Source organism: Parabacteroides sp. AF17-28, from assembly GCF_003479205.1.
GTDB classification, from domain to species: domain Bacteria; phylum Bacteroidota; class Bacteroidia; order Bacteroidales; family Tannerellaceae; genus Parabacteroides; species Parabacteroides acidifaciens.
Genome location: NZ_QUGV01000012.1, coordinates 62,661 through 80,037 on the forward strand (window position 1 = coordinate 62,661; position 17,377 = coordinate 80,037).

The 17,377-nt window shown below is 43.0% G+C and carries 15 protein-coding genes; 10 read left to right on the plus strand and 5 right to left on the minus strand.

Annotation, left to right across the window (positions count from 1 at the left end; translation table 11 throughout):
- The first annotated feature begins 76 nt into the window (after positions 1–76).
- From DWW90_RS10680 to DWW90_RS10720, 9 genes are all read left to right on the plus strand, one after another.
- Positions 77–1,030, plus strand: coding sequence for a transporter (locus DWW90_RS10680; protein ID WP_122344953.1), 954 nt, complete (start codon positions 77–79; stop codon positions 1,028–1,030).
- Between the two features lie 179 nt (positions 1,031–1,209).
- Positions 1,210–2,403 carry a site-specific integrase gene (locus DWW90_RS10685; protein ID WP_122344954.1) on the plus strand — a complete coding sequence of 398 codons (1,194 nt, stop codon included), beginning with the start codon at positions 1,210–1,212 and terminating at the stop codon, positions 2,401–2,403.
- Positions 2,404–2,509: 106 nt separating this feature from the next.
- Positions 2,510–3,439, plus strand: a complete 930-nt coding sequence (locus DWW90_RS10690; RefSeq protein ID WP_122344955.1) for a hypothetical protein — start codon at positions 2,510–2,512, stop codon at positions 3,437–3,439.
- Between the two features lie 130 nt (positions 3,440–3,569).
- Positions 3,570–3,860 (plus strand): helix-turn-helix domain-containing protein, encoded by a 291-nt coding sequence (locus tag DWW90_RS10695; RefSeq protein WP_122344956.1) that lies wholly within the window; start codon positions 3,570–3,572, stop codon positions 3,858–3,860.
- Positions 3,861–3,864: 4 nt separating this feature from the next.
- On the plus strand, positions 3,865–4,941 hold the full coding sequence (locus tag DWW90_RS10700; protein WP_122344957.1) for an AAA family ATPase: 1,077 nt from the start codon (positions 3,865–3,867) through the stop codon (positions 4,939–4,941).
- 155 nt (positions 4,942–5,096) lie between these two features.
- Positions 5,097–6,083 (plus strand): toprim domain-containing protein, encoded by a 987-nt coding sequence (locus tag DWW90_RS10705; RefSeq protein ID WP_122344958.1) that lies wholly within the window; start codon positions 5,097–5,099, stop codon positions 6,081–6,083.
- A gap of 188 nt (positions 6,084–6,271) precedes the next feature.
- Positions 6,272–7,627 (plus strand): MobV family relaxase, encoded by a 1,356-nt coding sequence (gene mobV / locus DWW90_RS10710; RefSeq protein WP_122344959.1) that lies wholly within the window; start codon positions 6,272–6,274, stop codon positions 7,625–7,627.
- A gap of 183 nt (positions 7,628–7,810) precedes the next feature.
- A complete protein-coding gene (locus tag DWW90_RS10715; RefSeq protein ID WP_122344960.1) occupies positions 7,811–8,191 on the plus strand; it encodes a nuclear transport factor 2 family protein in 381 nt (126 codons plus the stop codon).
- Between the two features lie 274 nt (positions 8,192–8,465).
- The gene (locus tag DWW90_RS10720) at positions 8,466–9,605 is read left to right on the plus strand and encodes a DNA alkylation repair protein (protein ID WP_122344961.1); all 1,140 of its coding nucleotides are present in this window, start codon (positions 8,466–8,468) and stop codon (positions 9,603–9,605) included.
- Between the two features lie 374 nt (positions 9,606–9,979).
- On the opposite strand, the gene DWW90_RS10725 is transcribed toward DWW90_RS10720, so the two are convergent.
- A complete protein-coding gene (locus DWW90_RS10725; protein WP_122344962.1) occupies positions 9,980–10,468 on the minus strand; it encodes a GNAT family N-acetyltransferase in 489 nt (162 codons plus the stop codon).
- 116 nt (positions 10,469–10,584) lie between these two features.
- On the opposite strand from DWW90_RS10725, the gene DWW90_RS10730 reads away from it, so the two are divergent.
- Positions 10,585–11,022 (plus strand): DUF695 domain-containing protein, encoded by a 438-nt coding sequence (locus DWW90_RS10730; protein ID WP_115499439.1) that lies wholly within the window; start codon positions 10,585–10,587, stop codon positions 11,020–11,022.
- 97 nt (positions 11,023–11,119) lie between these two features.
- Here DWW90_RS10730 and thrC read toward each other — a convergent pair whose 3' ends face one another.
- The 4 genes from thrC to DWW90_RS10755 form a co-directional block, all read right to left on the minus strand.
- Positions 11,120–12,433 (minus strand): threonine synthase, encoded by a 1,314-nt coding sequence (thrC, locus tag DWW90_RS10735; protein ID WP_122344963.1) that lies wholly within the window; start codon positions 12,431–12,433, stop codon positions 11,120–11,122.
- A complete protein-coding gene (locus DWW90_RS10740) occupies positions 12,430–13,632 on the minus strand; it encodes a cofactor-independent phosphoglycerate mutase (protein WP_122344964.1) in 1,203 nt (400 codons plus the stop codon). Before DWW90_RS10740 ends, thrC begins: the two co-directional genes overlap by 4 nt.
- A gap of 3 nt (positions 13,633–13,635) precedes the next feature.
- Complete coding sequence (gene thrA / locus DWW90_RS10745; RefSeq protein WP_122344965.1) at positions 13,636–16,071, minus strand: bifunctional aspartate kinase/homoserine dehydrogenase I; 2,436 nt, start codon at positions 16,069–16,071, stop codon at positions 13,636–13,638.
- Between the two features lie 357 nt (positions 16,072–16,428).
- Positions 16,429–17,364 carry a DMT family transporter gene (locus DWW90_RS10755; protein WP_233547706.1) on the minus strand — a complete coding sequence of 312 codons (936 nt, stop codon included), beginning with the start codon at positions 17,362–17,364 and terminating at the stop codon, positions 16,429–16,431.
- Positions 17,365–17,377: the final 13 nt, after the last annotated feature.

Sequence of the window (17,377 nt, forward strand, 5' to 3'; positions counted from 1 at the left end):
GATTTGTAGAAAAAAAGAGTTCTTCGGGTTTAATATTATATATATCTTTGTCCCGAAAATATAAAGAATAGGTATTATGTTGAATTTTCTGAAAAACTGGACGTTGCCTATTGCAATGTTGGCCGGTGTGTTAGGTTATTTTATGTTTGCCAACTTCACTTTTCTGGAGCCGACAAAACCGTTTATGAATTCTTTAGTTGCCTATTTGACCCCTTTCCTGATCTTTGCACAGCTGTTGCTGACTTTCTGCAAGGTGCAGCCGCATGAGTTGTTGCCGTCTCCCTGGCACGGATGGCTGTTGCTGTTCCAGCTTGTTTCTGCTTCGGCGATAGCCGCTTTTCTGATTTTTGTCCGCTTGGAAGGATCTTATAAGGAAGTGTTTGAGGGGGCGATGGTTTGCCTGATTTGTCCGACGGCGACGGCAGCTGCTGTTATTACCGGTAAATTGGGAGGGAGTGCATCCAGTTTGACTACTTATACGCTGTTGTCCAATATCCTGGCGGCAATCGTTGTTCCGCTGATGTTCCCTTTGGTGGAGCCTCATGCTAATATTACTTTCCTGACGGCATTCCTGAAAATATTGAGCAAAGTGTTCCCGTTGTTGCTTTTCCCGTTTATCCTGGCGATGCTGTTTCGTTATTATCTTCCGAAAGTCCATCATTTCTTGTTGGGCTTCCGTGATATGGCTTTCTATCTTTGGGCTGTTGCCCTTACAATTGTAACAGCCCAGACTGTAAAATCGCTTGCCAATAGTGATGCTGCAGTGGGTGTTGAGGTGTTGATTGCATTGGCCGGATTTATAACCTGTGTCATTCAGTTCTATTTAGGGAAACGGATCGGAACCCGTTATTTCGATCGCATCAGCGCCGGGCAGGCGCTCGGACAGAAGAACACCGTGCTTGCCATCTGGATGTCTTACACCTATCTGGATCCGCTTTCGTCAGTCGGTCCCGGCTCGTACGTCCTCTGGCAGAACATTATTAATAGCTGGCAACTTTGGAAAAAGAGAAAGAAAGAGCTGGAAAATTAAATATAAATATCTGATATATAGTGATTTTTCTTTTATTTATCTTGTTCCCTTTGTTTTGCTTGCTTTCCTGTGTTTGCCTATAAATTCCTTTATTTTGTTACCAGTTTGTTACTCAAATGCTATTGAGTAACAAAAATAATATCTATATTTGCCATCGGTAACAAAATAAAAACATAAGTATGGCGAAGAAGAAACAAGAGGTCAAATTGAAAGAACCTGTAAGAATCAGATTTAAGCAGCTTGCCAATGGTAATCAATCCATCTATTTGGATTATTACACTGGCGACGTGATTAGAAAAGAAAACTATGTTGGTGGTAAACGGCAATATGAGTTTTTGAAATTATATCTTATCCCTGAAAAGACGAGGGAGGATAAGATTAAGAATGAAGCGACTTTGGCACTAGCCAAAGCTATTCAGAGCAAGCGGATTGTTGAGTTGCAGAATGATGCGCACGGTTTTCAGAATACTAATAAATCCAAAGCAAACGTACTTGATTATTTGATGGATATGCGACAGCAATCTAAAGAGCGTGGCAGTCTGAATTATGAAAAGACTATCGGGAATACTATCCGTGAATTGAAATTGTTTAGAGGGGATTATATCGCTTTTCGTGATATTGATAAGGATTTCCTTAGTAGTTTTGTGGATTTCTTAAAGCAGGCAAAGAAAGCGAGTAAATACGGAGTAACAAAAGCAGGTGGATTATTAAGCAATAATTCGGTAGTTGCTTATTATGGAGTATTGCGGACTGCAATAAACAGAGCTTATAAAGATGGCATTATAACAGTAAACCCGACAAAAGAGTTTGACTTTGCCGATAAAGTGAGAGCAGAAGCAAGCCGTAGAGAGTATCTGACCATTGAAGAATTGAAACTCTTGATAAATACGGAATGTAAATATGAGATAATGAAACAGGCTTTTCTTTTTAGCTGCTTATGCGGATTGCGAATAAGCGATTTAAGAAAGCTAAAATGGAATGATTTACAAAAAAGCGGTGATAGAATTAGGATTGAGATAAAAATGCAAAAAACTAAAGAGCCTCTTTATCTTCCTATATCTGATGAAGCGTTGAAGTGGTTGCCGCAGAGAGGAGAAGCTATAGACAGCGATTTAATCTTTCCTTTGACACATGAAGGGACAATAAATAAAACACTTCAACAATGGGCTAAAGCGGCAGGAGTTACTAAGCATATCTCCTTTCATGTTTCACGCCATACCCATGCAACTATGATGCTAACATTAGGGGCTGATTTATATACGGTTAGTAAGCTGTTGGGGCATAAAAATATTGCGACTACCCAAATTTATGCCAAGATTGTGGATAAAAAGAAGGAAGAAGCTATAAGTTTGATACCGAATTTAACAGACTAATTTATAAGAAAGTACGGACTATGGCGACCGTACTTTCTTTCTTTTTTTGCCCTTCTTTCACAAGAAAAATATATCTTTGCTTCTACTAACTGAAACAGAGTATCTTATGACAGAAGAAGAATTGAAAGTGAAATTCGACCATATACAAAGCATATTCAACCGTTGTATAAATCATGCCTATCAAATTATAACGGATAGCATTGCTGCGAAGTCTGAATATTTGAGCCGTGAACAGGCTGATGAACTGGAACAGCAGGAGTACATTCGCACCACAGATGAATTGGCACAACTTTACATCCGTTATTCCGTACTGGATGATATTCAAAATTTTTACTCTATACCCGATTTCTTTTGGGAAAGCGGTTTTTATGAAGCCTTGAAGCCCGATGAAAAAAGAAAATACCTTTTATTCTCTCCTCTTTCATTTGATTATTCCCGATACGAACAGGACAATTCAGTTTATGATGAAGAACTGCCTTATTTTTCCGTAGTTGTTAAAGCCGTTGTGCTGGAAAGATATTTGGCATATTTGCGAAAAAAGAAAGAAAGCAGAGTGCAGATAGAAACGCAACCACAGCAGGAGCAGGAAGTACAGAAGCCAATAACAAACGTCGAATTTCCGATAAAAGCCGTACCCCCTATTGCTGAAACTGAAAATCCGTTTGGTTCAATTCTTAATGACAAACAGATAGAATTGATTGCGGATTGCATCAATGAGGTTAAGATGTTCAATGCCTCTGTAACTGTTGATGACTTGAAAGCGATACTCTCCTGTAAGCCTAATGCAATATTAAGGTCAAACAATAATAGATATGTAGCTTTCCTTTTTTCGGAATTAAGTAATAGGTCTTTAATTACCGCTAATTGGCAATCGGTTATTTCCAATAATAAACTGTTTCTTTCCAAAGACAAAAGTAGGGATAAATACCTCAATCAAGGGGACTTAGCCACAGCAACAAATTATGTGAAAGGCATCTCCCATGAGAAAGGATTTGCAACCATATACAACTATATCAAACAACTGAAAAGACTTTAAGAATAGGTTAAGACCTCAAACATAGCTTAATCCACTATCAAGCTAATCCTCAATACCTTTGCCCTCGTTAACGAAAAGAAAACGAGGGTGCGCACCTTCATATTGTTTCACTTAATCCAAAAAAAGCAATATGGATAAGACATTAGAGATGCGAGTTGAGGAACTCGAACAGATGTTGTTTTTAACTAAGAATGTGCTTAGCTTTGATGAAGCAAGCAAGTTTCTTAACCTTTCCAAAAGTTACCTGTACAAACTGACTTCGGGTAACTTGATACCCCACTATAAACCGCAGGGTAAGATGCTGTTCTTTGAACGGGCAGATTTGGAGGCGTGGCTACGCCAAAATCCTATCAAGACACAAGCGCAAATAGAACAGGAAGCGCAGAAGTATATCCTTAGTAACTGTCCTTTAAAAAAGTAAAACTATGGAAGACAAAAAAGTGACGGAAAAGAAGAAAGAGGATGCAGCAATGACAAGAGAAGATTTTGCCGTTCTTTGGAAAACCATTCATTTGAAGATTACCGATACTTATGATGTACCCCCCGAAATACTTTGGGTAAATGGTTCGACTATTGGCACACTGGGAAATTTCAGCGCATCCACAGGTAAAGCCAAGAGCAAAAAGACGTTCAATATTTCTGCTATTGTGGCAGCGGCATTGAAGAATGATGAAGTTTTGCAATATTCAGCGTTCCTGCCCGAAAACAAGCGTAAAATTCTATATGTGGACACAGAGCAGAGCAAATACCACTGCCATAAGGTAATGGAACGCATCATGCGTTTGGCTGGTCTTCCTACCGATAAAGATAGAGAGGATTTTATCTTTGTCGTGTTGAGGGAATGTACACCCGACAAGCGAAAGCAGATAATAGACTATATGCTTGCCAATATGGAAGGTATAGGTCTTGTTATTATAGACGGCATCCGTGATTTGATGTACGACATCAACAGCCCCAGCGAATCATCCGACCTCATCAATCTTTTAATGCGGTGGTCAAGTGAGTATAATTTGCATATTCACACAGTATTACACTTGAATAAAGGGGATGATAATACACGTGGGCATATCGGGACGGAACTTAACAACAAGGCTGAAACCGTCCTACAGATAACCAAAAGCACGCAGGATGTGGATATTAGCGAAGTAAAGGCGATGCACATTCGGGACAAGGACTTTGAACCGTTTGCATTTCGCATCAATGAAACTGCATTGCCCGAAGTTGTGAAAGACTATGTTTTTGAACAACCCAAGCAGAACCGCAACTTTCCGCTTACGGAACTTACGGAGCAACAGCACCGTGAAGCGTTGGCAAACGGATTTGGAAAGGATGTAGTGCAAGGCTATCCCAATGTTATCGCAGCCTTGAAAAAAGGTTACGCAAGTATCGGTTTTGAACGTGGGCGCAATATTCTCGTGGACTTGAACAAATTCCTTGTAAACAAGCGCATGATAGTAAAAGAGGGGAAAGGCTACAAGTTCAATTCTGATTTCCACTACTAAAAGCAAGTTTGGTTTAGTCCGTGTGTATATATAGAAGGAATGAACTTCTTTTCATTGTACGATTAAGTACAAGATAAGTTTAGTACAGTTCAGGTGTATATATAGCGGACTAAACAGAACTGATTCAATTATTCATTCACCAATACATTCAGATTATGACAATCGAAGAATCCAAAAATATAAAGTTGGCAGACTATCTGCACAGTTTAGGCTATAATCCGATAAAGCAACAGGGCAATAGTCTTTGGTATAAATCACCGTTGAGAGAGGAACAAGAGCCTTCTTTCAAACTGAATACAGACCGCAATTTGTGGTATGACTTTGGAGCAGGAAAAGGCGGCAACATCCTTGCATTGGCACAAGAACTTTACGCATCCGACAGTTTACCCTACCTTTTAGACCGTATAGCGGAGCAAAGCCCCTCTATCCGTCCCGTTTCTTTTTCCTTTCGCCAGCAGTCATCAACGCAACCGAGTTTCCAATATTTGGAAACAGTACCGCTTTCTTCTCCTGCTTTGTTTGCATACTTGCAGGATAGAGGCATAAATATAGCACTTGCGAAAAAAGAATGTATGGAAGTCCGTTTCTCGCTTAACGGTAAATGGAACTTTGCCATCGGCTTTCCTAACGCATCGGGAGGTTATGAGGTACGCAATAAATATTTTAAAGGCTGCATAGCTCCTAAAGACATCACCCATATACGGCAGACTGGAGAACCTAAAGAAACCTGCTATGTGTTCGAGGGGTTTATGGACTATCTTTCTTTTCTGACCTTGCGACAGAAAAATTGTCCTGATTATCCCGACTTTGACAAGCAGGACTATCTTATTCTGAACTCTGTTTCCAATCTTTCCAAAGCCTTGTACCCGTTGGGGAACTATGAGAGAATACATTGTTTTTTCGACAATGATACGGCAGGAATAAGAGCCGTACAGGAACTTTATAAAGAGTACAGTTTCCGTGTCCGTGATTCCTCGCGCATTTATAGTGGCTATAAAGATTTGAATGATTATTTGTGTGGGAAACGGTTGGTACAGTCGGCAGACTTGACACAGCAGACCAAGCAATCACAGACGGTCAAACAAGCCGACAGGCAGGAACAACAACCAGTCAAAAAGAAAGGCAGAGGGTTCAGGATGTAGCCGCACGCAGCCCGCAGGCTTTTGAGTAAAGAAAAGCCATAGCTCAATAGGGCGTTTTCTTCACGCAGTGCAAGCACCGCTAAAAACACCCTATCGAGCAAAGGGGCGATGCCCCTTTTGAAACCCCGTGAGCCATGCGGCGAATGTGCAAGGCAAACGGAATTGTCTAACGAAAAACAGATTACAACATGGGATATTTCACTCTTGATTTCAAGAAAGCAAAGGGAGCATCCGACGCTCGTATGTCCGACCATATCGAGCGCAGGGTGATAGCTCCGAATGTGGATCCTACACGTACACATCTCAATCGGGAACTGGTGGAACTTCCCGAAGGTGTGGCGGTACGTGACGAAGCGATAGCGCATCGCATCAGGTCGGCAGGCATCAAACGGAAGATTACCCCCGACCAAGTAAGGGCTGTCCGTGTCATGATGTCGGGAACACACGAGGATATGATGAAGATACAGCAAGACGGGCGTATGGATGAATGGTGCAACGACAGTATGCAATGGCTACACAAGACTTTCGGACGGGAGAATACCGTTTCAGCAGTTCTGCACATGGACGAAACTACGCCCCACATACACGCTACCATCGTACCAATAGTAACGGGAGAGCGCAGGAAGGCAAAGCTGAAGCAAACGGAGGGTAAGCGTTCCTACCGAAAGAAAGCGGATGCAGCCCGACTGTGTGCTGATGATGTATTGAACCGTGACAAGTTGATAGGTTACCATGATGACTACTCCAAAATCATGGATAAATACGGTTTGCATCGTGGAGTGCGTGGCTCGGAAGCACGTCACGTTACTACTGCTCAGTATTACCGTGATTTGAAACGGCAGACGGGAGAACTTGAAACAGGTGTGCAACAGCTTCAAAGTGCAAAGGACGAAGCGGAAAAACAGCTAAAGCAGGTTAAGAAAGAAATCAAAACTGACAGGCTGGAAGCGGTCAAGACCGAAGCGAAAACCGCTATTATAGCAAAGGTCGGTTCTTTTTTGGGGAGTGGTGAAATTAAGGAGTTGAAACAGGAGAACAGGCAGTTGTATGAGGAAGTTGCCACTCGGGACGAAAGCATAGAAAAACTGCAAACTATGATGCAGGAGCAGCAGAAACAACACTGCAAGGAATTGACTGAAGTACAGGCGAAGCACATTGAACTACTGAACGAAAAAGATAAGAAAATTTCACGTCTTAACCGTATCATCCAAAAGGCTTGTGTATGGGTCCCCTTATTGAAAGAGTTATTCCTTATTGAAAAAATGTGCCGTTTGATTGGTTTTACTGCCGAACAAACAGCGACTTTGGTAGTAGGTGCTTCATTGGAGTATAGCGGAAAGCTCCATTCCGAAGAGTATGGTCGGAACTTTGCGGCAGACCGTGTTTTGGTTCAAGTGAAAGCGGAACCGGCAGACAGGAATAAATTGTTCTTGAGTATCAACCGTATCAATATTAGCGATTGGTTTAAAGAGCAATTTGATAAGTTAAAACAGCCCTCGCAGGTGAAATTGGAGCAGAAGAAAAATAGAGGTATAAGATTTTAACCTCTTTGTTTTATTGCATTTTAGTAGAAAAGTCAAGTTCAATGCTATATTGGATTTGGCTTTTTGTGTTTTATGTTCTCAAAATCAATTCAATGGGAGTAAGGAGTTTGAATCTCAAATATTATCGGTATATTTGCACCATCGAAATTGTAAATTGCAAACTTTAATTAGGAGGAATAGATTATGAATCAAAGAACAGTATCAGCAAATGAGTATAATAATGTCATTAACGTAGCCACTAAATATGTCGAAGCTTTACGAATTGGCAGCGTTGATATGTTAGCTGAAATCTTCCATAAAGATTGTGTGACCTATGGCACTGTCAATGGTGAACTTATGGGGGGGGCCAGTAATCCTACTGCTGATTTTATTAAAGATTATGGTAAATCCCCTGAAATAGTTTATCATATAGATGTGCTTGACATAACACCAACCACCGCAGTTGTACGAATTGTTATGGAAAAGGATGCTGTCGGGTCTGATTGCAATGACTATCTATCATTTATTAAACTTGATAAAGGTTGGACTGTTATTGCTAAGATCTTTCATCAGTTTGATAAGTGATTTTTCGAATATCAACTGTATTAATATTAACGATTAGTTCAAAGAATAATTCAATAGATTGAAGTAGTTCGTGCAGATGAAACAAGGGCAGAAGCAAATCAGAGGTACAGAATTTTAGTATCTTTGTTATATTGTATTTCAGTGGAAAAGTCAAGTTCAATGCTATATTGGATTTGGCTTTTGTGTTCTTGTTTTCAGAATCAAGTCAATGAGGGAATAATGCGTGAACTTATGCAAATGCAATATCTGTAGTTTTTAAATATAAGATAAAAATATGGCAGAATCTTTTAAAGATATGTATAACGAGCAATTTTTCGACCGGTTTACGAAAGACTTACAACTTGTTATCCACGATTTTAATGCTTGTGAATTTGTATCCCAGATAATGGATGATGAGTGGAAAAATAGGAAATATAAGCAGCGTATTATGCACATTACGGCAGTTCTGAAAAAGTTTTTACCAGTAGATTACAAAGATGCTATTGCTAAAATACTTGAATTGTTGGACTATGTAAAAAATATGCTACCTGATTTTTCAAAAATAGACGATAAGAATTTCGGCTTATTAACGTTGGAATATGGGGCAATTTTGGATAATTATGTAGAACAATATGGAATAGATGATTATGAGACCTCTATTAAAGCGATAGAAAAAATTACTCAGTTTACAAGTTGCGAGTTTGTTACTCATCCTTTTATTGTAAAATACAAGGATAAGATGATGGAACAAATGTTAGTTTGGTCGAGACACGAACATTGGGGAGTAAGACGGTTAGCGTCAGAAGGTTGCCGTCCACGTCTTCCTTGGGCAATGGCTTTACCAAATTTGAAAGAAAACCCTGCGCCAATTATTCCGATTTTGGAGAACCTTAAAAACGACCCATCAAGATTTGTGCGATTGAGTGTTGCCAATAATCTAAATGATATTGCGAAAGATAATCCTGAAACGGTGATTAATTTGGCAAAAAGATGGAAAGGGGAGTCGGAAGAGGTGGACTGGGTTATTAAACACGGTTGTCGAACACTCTTAAAACAAGGAAACCCAGAGGTTATGAAATTGTTCGGCTTTGATTCTATTAAAAATATCAGCATTGAGAAATTTCAATTTTCAATACCTAAAGTTAAAGTTGGAGATGCGTTAGAGTTTAGCTTTAACTTGCTGAATAATAACAATGAAAAAAATAAAATACGACTTGAATATGGAGTTTACTACCAAAAAGCAAATGGAACGTTAGCAAAGAAAGTTCACAAAATCAGTGAAAAAGAATATGCAGGAAATTCTGTAACACAAATTACTCGAAAACATTCTTTTCGTGTGGTAACAACAAGAAAATTCCACTTCGGACTTCATCAGGTTGCTGTAATAATCAACGGAAATGAGTTTGGAAAACATGATTTTGAATTGATTGAATGATAAACACTATACATAGCAAGAAGTTTGGCGATACGTTTAAGTAAGTTTAGTCCGTTCCTTTGTCTATATATCCAAAACGGACTAAACCTCTTTATACCGACAGCGAGATAGATGCTGGCGAAAAGAAAAATATTGTTTCTCTTTTCGCCAGCTTTATTTTTGCGGATAGTCTGCCTTTTGTTACCTTTGCATAAGAAGCCCACCACTAAGCGAATCTCTTCGTTTTTTTTTGTTACTATTTTGTTACCCGCTATTAGTAATTGGTGGGTTTCTTTGTTGATAATCAGTTGAATACGATTGCTGTTATATAATATGTGGCAAAATATTTTCAATAGCTACCAACTGTGGAAGAAACGGAAGAAAGAAGCTGCTATTTAGGGTGCCAACACTAACTCATAGTCCACGACATCCAGCCAACGGTCGAATTTCAGTCCTACTTTTTCGAAGCGGGAGACTTGTTTGAATCCGAGTTTTTCATGTAATATGTTGCTGGCTTCATTCCCTTCCGTGATGCAGGCGATCAGGGCGTGAAATCCTTTTTGGCGACATTCGTCGATCAGCTTTACCATCAATTGCTTCCCGATGCCTTTTCCTGTACTTTCCGGTGACAGGTAAACGGTTGTTTCCAGCGTATATCTGTAGGCGGCGCGCTCTTTCCAGGGATGGGCGTAGCAGTATCCGACCACTTTGTTATCCACTTCGTAAACAAAATAAGGGAAATGGGCGGAGATTTCAGCTATCCGTGAACGCATCGTTTCTTCCTGTAAGGGTTCCGTGTCGAAGGTTGCTACGCTATGCAAGACATATTCATTGTAGATATCTGTAATCGTTTTTGCATCCTGGAGTTGTACCGGTCTGATCATTGTCTAAAAGAATTATTATATTTTCTATTTTGAGGACAAAGATAAAAGATAACTGCTTTGTATAGACGCCTGATCTCATAAATAATATCTATTTTTGTAGAATAATTGATATTGATATGAAACTAAGTAACGAATGGTTTACCGCTCTTTCAGAGAATGAATCCGGACAGTTGGTCACTGTTTCCGGCCGTGACGAACTAACCGAATTTGTGCAGTCGGGCAAGTTCAAGGAACGGGTGGAAATCACCTGGAAATATGAAGGTGACGACAAGGGAATGCCTTCCGAAGCATTGGCTGAAAAGATGGAAGAGATACAGGAAGCCTTGCGCAAGGCAATGGAAAAGGATAAGCTTTCAATCCTGACGGGGGTATATACCGGAGGAGGAGAGAAGATATGGGTCTATTACACTCGTACCGTCCGTGTTTTCGGTGAACGGCTGAACGAAGCATTGGCTCCGTTTGAAGAGTTGCCGATCTCTATTTATACGGAGGTTGATCCCGAATGGGAAGAATACACGGATATGTATGAGATGAAAGACTGGGCCATTGAATGAAAAATAAAGAGGATGCATCAATTTAGTATGAGATGGCGGAGCAAGTCCGCCAAGGTACAGACGCTATAAATGGGACTTTGATGCATTCTCTTTACTATTATTGTTTCATCAGGTAGGACTTGAAACCCTCGAAATCCTTTTTCAGCTCGATACTTTGTTTTGTCCCTTGCATAAAGGCTTTTAGCTTTGCCGGTATTTCAATATCCGCTTCCAGGATACTGTCTACCGTCCCTTTGAACTTCGCCGGGTGGGCCGTTTCCAGGAATACGCCTGTTTCACCGGGGGCGAGCTTGTTTTCAATTAACGCCTGATAACCACATGCACCATGCGGATCGAGCAAATAACCGGTTTTTGTGTAGACCTGCTTCATGGTAACGGCGATTTCTTCATCTGTGAAACGATAGCCGCTTATCAGTCGGCTGATTTCCTGATGCGGGTTGCCATTCTTGCCAAACAGATCCAGGATACGGGCAAAATTGCTTGGATCGCCTACATCCATTGCGTTGGCTATCGTTGCAACGGAAGGACGCGGGGTGTAAATGCCTGTTTTCAGATATTCGAGGAATACATCATTGCGGTTGTTGGCGGCAATAAAGCGCTTTATGGGCAATCCCATCCGGTTGGCGAACAACCCGGCTGTGATGTTTCCGAAGTTTCCGCTGGGAACAGAAATGACCAATTCATCCGCCTTGCCGATCTTGTCTAATTGTGCGTATGCATTGAAATAGTAGAATGATTGCGGAAGGAAACGGGCAACGTTGATCGAGTTGGCCGATGTCAGTTTCATGTGGCGGTTCAGCTCGTCGTCCATAAAGGCCGACTTGACCAATGCCTGGCAATCGTCGAACGTACCGTCTATTTCCAATGCGGTAATGTTCTGTCCTAATGTCGTGAACTGGCATTCCTGGATCGGGCTTACCTTTCCTTTGGGATAGAGCACATACACATGGATGCCCGGCACACCTAAAAATCCGTTGGCAACGGCACTGCCTGTATCTCCCGAAGTGGCAACCAATACGTTAACTTGTTTCAGCCCTTCTTTTTTGATGAAATGTCCCAGCAGACGTGCCATGAAACGGCCGCCGACATCTTTAAAGGCCAGTGTCGGACCGTGGAACAGTTCGAGGCTGTAGATGTTATCGTCGACGTGTACCACCGGAGTCTCGAACGACAGCGTGTCTTTTACGATCTCATTCAAGGTACCGGCATCGATGTCTTCACCAAAGAATGCCTGTGCCACAGTGCAGGCGATTTCGTGGAAAGATTGGTTCTTCATATTGCCGATCGTATCCTCGTCTAATTTGACGATGCGTTCGGGCATATATAGCCCTTTGTCACCGGCGAGCCCTTTTACAACGGCTTCTTCCAATGAGGCAAAGGGAGTTTGCTTATTTGTGCTGTAATATTTCATAATAACTCTTTTATAAATTCGTCTTTCTCTAAAATGCCATATTTACCCTTCAGAACGGAACACTCGTCGAAACGGGTGACAGCGTCGGGTGCCTGTCCCGGTTTGTAGATCAGGAAAGGAACCGGGGTGTTTGTATGGGTACGGATGGCGCAGGGAGTCGGGTGATCCGGAAGTACGGCTATTGCAACTGGCTCGTCCCATTTCTGCAATTCTTCGAAAATAATGCCGATCGCCCGCTTGTCCAGGTTCTCGATCGTTTTTATTTTCAGATCCACGTCGCCTTCGTGTCCGGCTTCGTCACTGGCCTCCACATGGAGATAGACGAAGTCGTTTGTTTTCAGGGCTTCGAGAGCGGCGTGCGCTTTTCCTTCGTAGTTGGTGTCGTACAGTCCGGTAGCGCCTTCCACATCGATCACTTTCAGTCCGGCGTATACGCCGATACCGCGGATCAGGTCGACGGCAGAGATCACGGAGCCTTGCTTGAAGCCATACATTTCCTGCATAGTCTTCATGGCCGGGCGATATCCGGGCGACCAGGGCCAAATGCTGTTTGCCGGATCTTTCCCGGCGGCAACACGTTTCCGGTTGACGGGATGATCCTTCAATATCTCTTGCGATTTCAGAATCAACTCGTTCAGCAGATCGGCCGTTTCCTGTGCTTCCGGCACTTCCGGCTTAACCATCAGGGGACGGAAAGGATGGAGGGGTACATCGTGAGGAGGCGTGCAATCCAAGCGTTTGTCACCTCCTTTGATCACTAACAGATGGCGGTAAGACACACCCGTGTAGAAATGTACGCGGTCGGAGCCTAATTTCTCGTTCAGGAAGCGGATCAGTTCGTCCGCCTCACCGGTTGTGATATGTCCGGATGAATGGTTTTTCAGGATATCGCCTTCCACACAGATCAGGTTACAGCGCATCGCCATTTCCCCCGGTTTCAGCTCATATCCGATACTGGCGGCTTCCAATACGCCGCGGCCTTCATATACGGTCGGAAGGTCGTAGCCCAAAACTGCCATATTTGCCACTTCACTTCCCGGATGGAAACCGTCGGCAACGGTTTTCAAGCGTCCGGTCACGCCCATTTCAGCCAGCCTGTCCATATAAGGAGTGTCTGCATATTGCATTGGCGTCTTGCCGCCTAAAGCCTCTATCGGCTCGTCGGCCATCCCGTCTCCCAGAATGATTATACTTTTCATCTTTTATCGAATGTTTGCGATCGAAATAATGTCGGCGAATACGCCTGCTGCCGTTACGTCGGCACCTGCCCCATATCCTTTGATGATCATGGGATATTCGTGATACCGTTCGGTGGAGATCATGATGATGTTGTTGCTGCCTTCCAGTTCATAGAACGGGTGGTGCGCATCTACCTCCTGCAAGCCGACTTCACAGGCTCCGTTTTCCATTTTGGCTACAAAACGGAAGCGTTTGCCTTCTGTCTCTAATTGCTGGCGTTTTGCTTCAAATTCGGCATCCAGTTTCTGTATGTTCCGCCAGAAATCATCGAGCGTGCCTTCAAAATATTTGTCGGGGATGAAAAGATGACGCTGTACGTCTTCCTCTTCAACCTTGTAGCCGGCTTCACGGGTCAGGATAACCAGTTTACGGATTACGTCTTTTCCACTCAGGTCGATACGCGGGTCCGGTTCGGAATATCCTTCTTCCTTAGCCATCATGATCGCCTTACTGAAAGGAATATCGGCGCTCAGCGTGTTGAATATGTAGTTGAGCGTACCGGAAAGGACTGATTCCAGTTTCAGGATATGGTCACCGCTGTTGATCAGGTCGTTCATCGTATTGATAATCGGCAGTCCTGCACCGACATTCGTTTCGAACAGGAACTTGACACCGCGATGGCGGGCGATTTCTTTCAAGTTGGAATAATTGTTGTAGGAAGAAGAGGCTGCGATCTTATTCGCTGCAACAACGGATACGTTATTATTCAGCAACTCTTCATAGAGATCGGATACTGCCTGGTTTGCCGTACAGTCTACGAAAACCGAATTAAAGATATTCATTTTCAGAATTTCGTCTTTCAGATGCTCCGGCGAACTTACTTCACCGTTCTTTTTCAGCTCCTCTATGCAAGTCTCCAGGTTCAGTCCTTCGCGGGAGAAAAGAGCGTGTTTGCTGTTGGCTATTCCGACTACATTCAGCTTTAAACCGTTCTGCATAAGTTTGAGCTGCTGGATACGGATTTGTTCTAACAGGTTGCCGCCTACAGTTCCGACACCTGCGATGAACAGGTTCAATACCTTGTATTCTGACAGAAAAAAGGAGTCGTGAATGGAGTTCAACGCTTTCCGCAGGTATTTCAGCTTGATAACGAACGAGATGTTTGTTTCGGAAGCACCTTGCGCACAGGCGATCACACTGATACCGGCTCTTCCGAGCGTACCGAACAGCTTCCCGGCAATACCCGGTGTCCGTTTCATGTTCTCACCGACGATGGCGACTGTTGCCAGGTCTTTTTCGGCTACGGTGTCGCTCATGTCACCTTGCGCACGTTCGAGGGCGAACTCTTCGTCCAGCACTTTGACTGCCAAGTCTGCATCCGCGTTACGGACAGCGAATGTCGTATTGTTTTCCGAACTGGCTTGCGATACCATAAACACGCTTATGCCATTCTTTGCCAAAGTCTTGAATATGCGGTAGTTTACGCCGATTACGCCTACCATACCCAAACCCTGTACTGTGATCAGGCAGGTGTCGTTGATAGAAGAGATACCTTTGATCAGGGCTTTGCCTTCATCTTTTATTTTCTCTTTGGAAATATAAGTTCCGCGAGCCGTCGGATTGAATGTGTTCAAAATGCGGATCGGAATATTCTTATGGTAAACGGGGTAGATCGTCGGAGGATAAATCACTTTCGCACCGAAGTTACAAAGCTCCATCGCTTCGGTGAATGTCAACCGGTCGATTACGTAGGCTGAGCTGATCACACGCGGGTCGGCAGTCATGAAACCGTCGACATCCGTCCATATTTCAAGCCTGCGGGCATCTAATGCGGTAGCCAGAATGGAAGCGGTATAATCGGATCCTCCACGTCCCAGGTTTGTCACTTCCCCTTCTGCGCTGGTTGAGATGAAGCCGGGAACCAGCGAAACTTTGGGAAGCGGATTGAATGTTTCCTTGATCAGTTTGTTTGTCAGCTCAAAATCTACGATATGTTTGTTGAACTGTTTGACTGTCTTGATAAACTTACGTGAGTCGAACAGTTTTGCTTCGTTTATCACATTCGATACGATCAGGGATGAGATACGTTCTCCATAGCTGACAATCGTGTCGGATGTCTTGGCAGACAGATCGTTAATAAGGTACACACCTTTGTAAATATTCCCCAGTTCGTCCAGCAGGGCCATTACCTGTTTCTGGACTTCGATCCGTCTGTCTTTATCTGGGATAACTCCTTCTATAACATCCAGGTGGCGAGTGATAATTTCAGAAAACTCTCTTTCGTATCCGACATCGCCGTTTGTTGCCATCGAGGCTGTGTTCAGCAGTTTGTCTGTAATGCCTCCGAGGGCGGATACGACGACGATTACGGGCTCTTCAATAGCCTCCACTATTTTCTTTACACTCAGGATGCTATTCACGGAACCTACGGATGTTCCGCCGAATTTCAATACTTTCATCGATATGTATTTATTTAGTTGGCAGTTGGCAAGTGGCTATGCCGGCTTGCGAATACCAGTTGTTTACTAATAATTTATTGATTTGAAAAAAGAAATGAATGCAATGTGAGAATTGCAACAAAGCGGGACGTGGTCTCCGCACTTGTTTATTTGTATATGCTAAACCCCCCAAGGGGTCATTGTCAGTGCCCAGGTATGATATGTAAAACCTGTTAATGTCATTTGCGATTTCTCTTGTGTTTATTTTTACGTCGGCAATATTACGCATTATTTTTCAAATGCAAGCATATTTTTGTTAGAAAGTTGAAAATTGACAGATAAAAGTTCAATATTGCGCCAAAAAGAACAACGCAGTCCTTATAAAACAGACTTGTTGTGCTTTTCTTTCTCCAAATCCGCCCGGCTCTTACTCTGCGTCACGAGGTAAACGCCTGTAAAGACCAGGATTGCAGAGAGAAACTTTTGCCAGGAAAATGTGTCTTGTCCGATCATGACAGCAATCAGTGAGGCGACGATCGGTTGTACGTAATTATACATGCTGACGGTTGTCGGGCGTATTCGCTTCAGTGACATCGGGATAAGCAGGTAGGGGAGGAAAGTCGCTCCGAAAAGGACATAAAAGATTGCACTCAGTTCGGTGAAATCCCATACCTCCCGGTGAAAAGCTGGTGCGTCCAGTACGTGCCGGAAGGTGAACGGCACTAATGCCAAGGTTGTGAACAGGAACATCCATTTCATCATCGTGACTGATGAATAACGGAGTGAGAGCGGCTTGGATAATACCAGATAAATGGCATACATCAGTCCGCTGATAATCATCATGACATCCCCGTCCAGGCTGCTGACACTGTCGGCCGACTGTGTGGAGCTGAAGACAAGTAGCAAGCCTCCGCTTACACCCATGAATACTCCGAATGATTTTTTCCGCGTGATAGGCTCCTTCAAGATGACTGCCGCTAACAACAAGACAAAAATCGGCACGGCAGTCGCAATAATAGAGGCATCGACAGGAGAAGAACGGTTTAGTCCCACGATGAATAACCCTTGATTGATGCCGACACCGCAGAGGGCACAGACAAAGAGCATTCCCAGGTCCTTCAGCGGAACTTTCTCTTTATGGACAAACAGGGAAACGACCCAGAACATCACGCAGGCAAAAGCCATGCGCATAATAGTAAGCCCTTCGGGTGGAACATGCGTCGGCAGCAGATATTTGGATATCGGCATATTGACGGCAAACAGGATATTGGTGATCAATATCAGGATATGTCCCTTCAGTTTCTCGCGGTCCATGACTGGTGTTTTT

Bases quoted from the DNA above. Each gene is read 5' to 3' on its own strand.
- DWW90_RS10680 (WP_122344953.1), top strand. From the start codon at position 77: ATGTTGAATTTTCTGAAAAACTGGACGTTGCCTATTGCAATGTTGGCC.
- DWW90_RS10685 (WP_122344954.1), top strand. From the start codon at position 1,210: ATGGCGAAGAAGAAACAAGAGGTCAAATTGAAAGAACCTGTAAGAATC.
- DWW90_RS10690 (WP_122344955.1), top strand. From the start codon at position 2,510: ATGACAGAAGAAGAATTGAAAGTGAAATTCGACCATATACAAAGCATA.
- DWW90_RS10695 (WP_122344956.1), top strand. From the start codon at position 3,570: ATGGATAAGACATTAGAGATGCGAGTTGAGGAACTCGAACAGATGTTG.
- DWW90_RS10700 (WP_122344957.1), top strand. From the start codon at position 3,865: ATGGAAGACAAAAAAGTGACGGAAAAGAAGAAAGAGGATGCAGCAATG.
- DWW90_RS10705 (WP_122344958.1), top strand. From the start codon at position 5,097: ATGACAATCGAAGAATCCAAAAATATAAAGTTGGCAGACTATCTGCAC.
- mobV (WP_122344959.1), top strand. From the start codon at position 6,272: ATGGGATATTTCACTCTTGATTTCAAGAAAGCAAAGGGAGCATCCGAC.
- DWW90_RS10715 (WP_122344960.1), top strand. From the start codon at position 7,811: ATGAATCAAAGAACAGTATCAGCAAATGAGTATAATAATGTCATTAAC.
- DWW90_RS10720 (WP_122344961.1), top strand. From the start codon at position 8,466: ATGGCAGAATCTTTTAAAGATATGTATAACGAGCAATTTTTCGACCGG.
- DWW90_RS10725 (WP_122344962.1), bottom strand. From the start codon at position 10,468: ATGATCAGACCGGTACAACTCCAGGATGCAAAAACGATTACAGATATC.
- DWW90_RS10730 (WP_115499439.1), top strand. From the start codon at position 10,585: ATGAAACTAAGTAACGAATGGTTTACCGCTCTTTCAGAGAATGAATCC.
- thrC (WP_122344963.1), bottom strand. From the start codon at position 12,433: ATGAAATATTACAGCACAAATAAGCAAACTCCCTTTGCCTCATTGGAA.
- DWW90_RS10740 (WP_122344964.1), bottom strand. From the start codon at position 13,632: ATGAAAAGTATAATCATTCTGGGAGACGGGATGGCCGACGAGCCGATA.
- thrA (WP_122344965.1), bottom strand. From the start codon at position 16,071: ATGAAAGTATTGAAATTCGGCGGAACATCCGTAGGTTCCGTGAATAGC.
- DWW90_RS10755 (WP_233547706.1), bottom strand. From the start codon at position 17,364: ATGGACCGCGAGAAACTGAAGGGACATATCCTGATATTGATCACCAAT.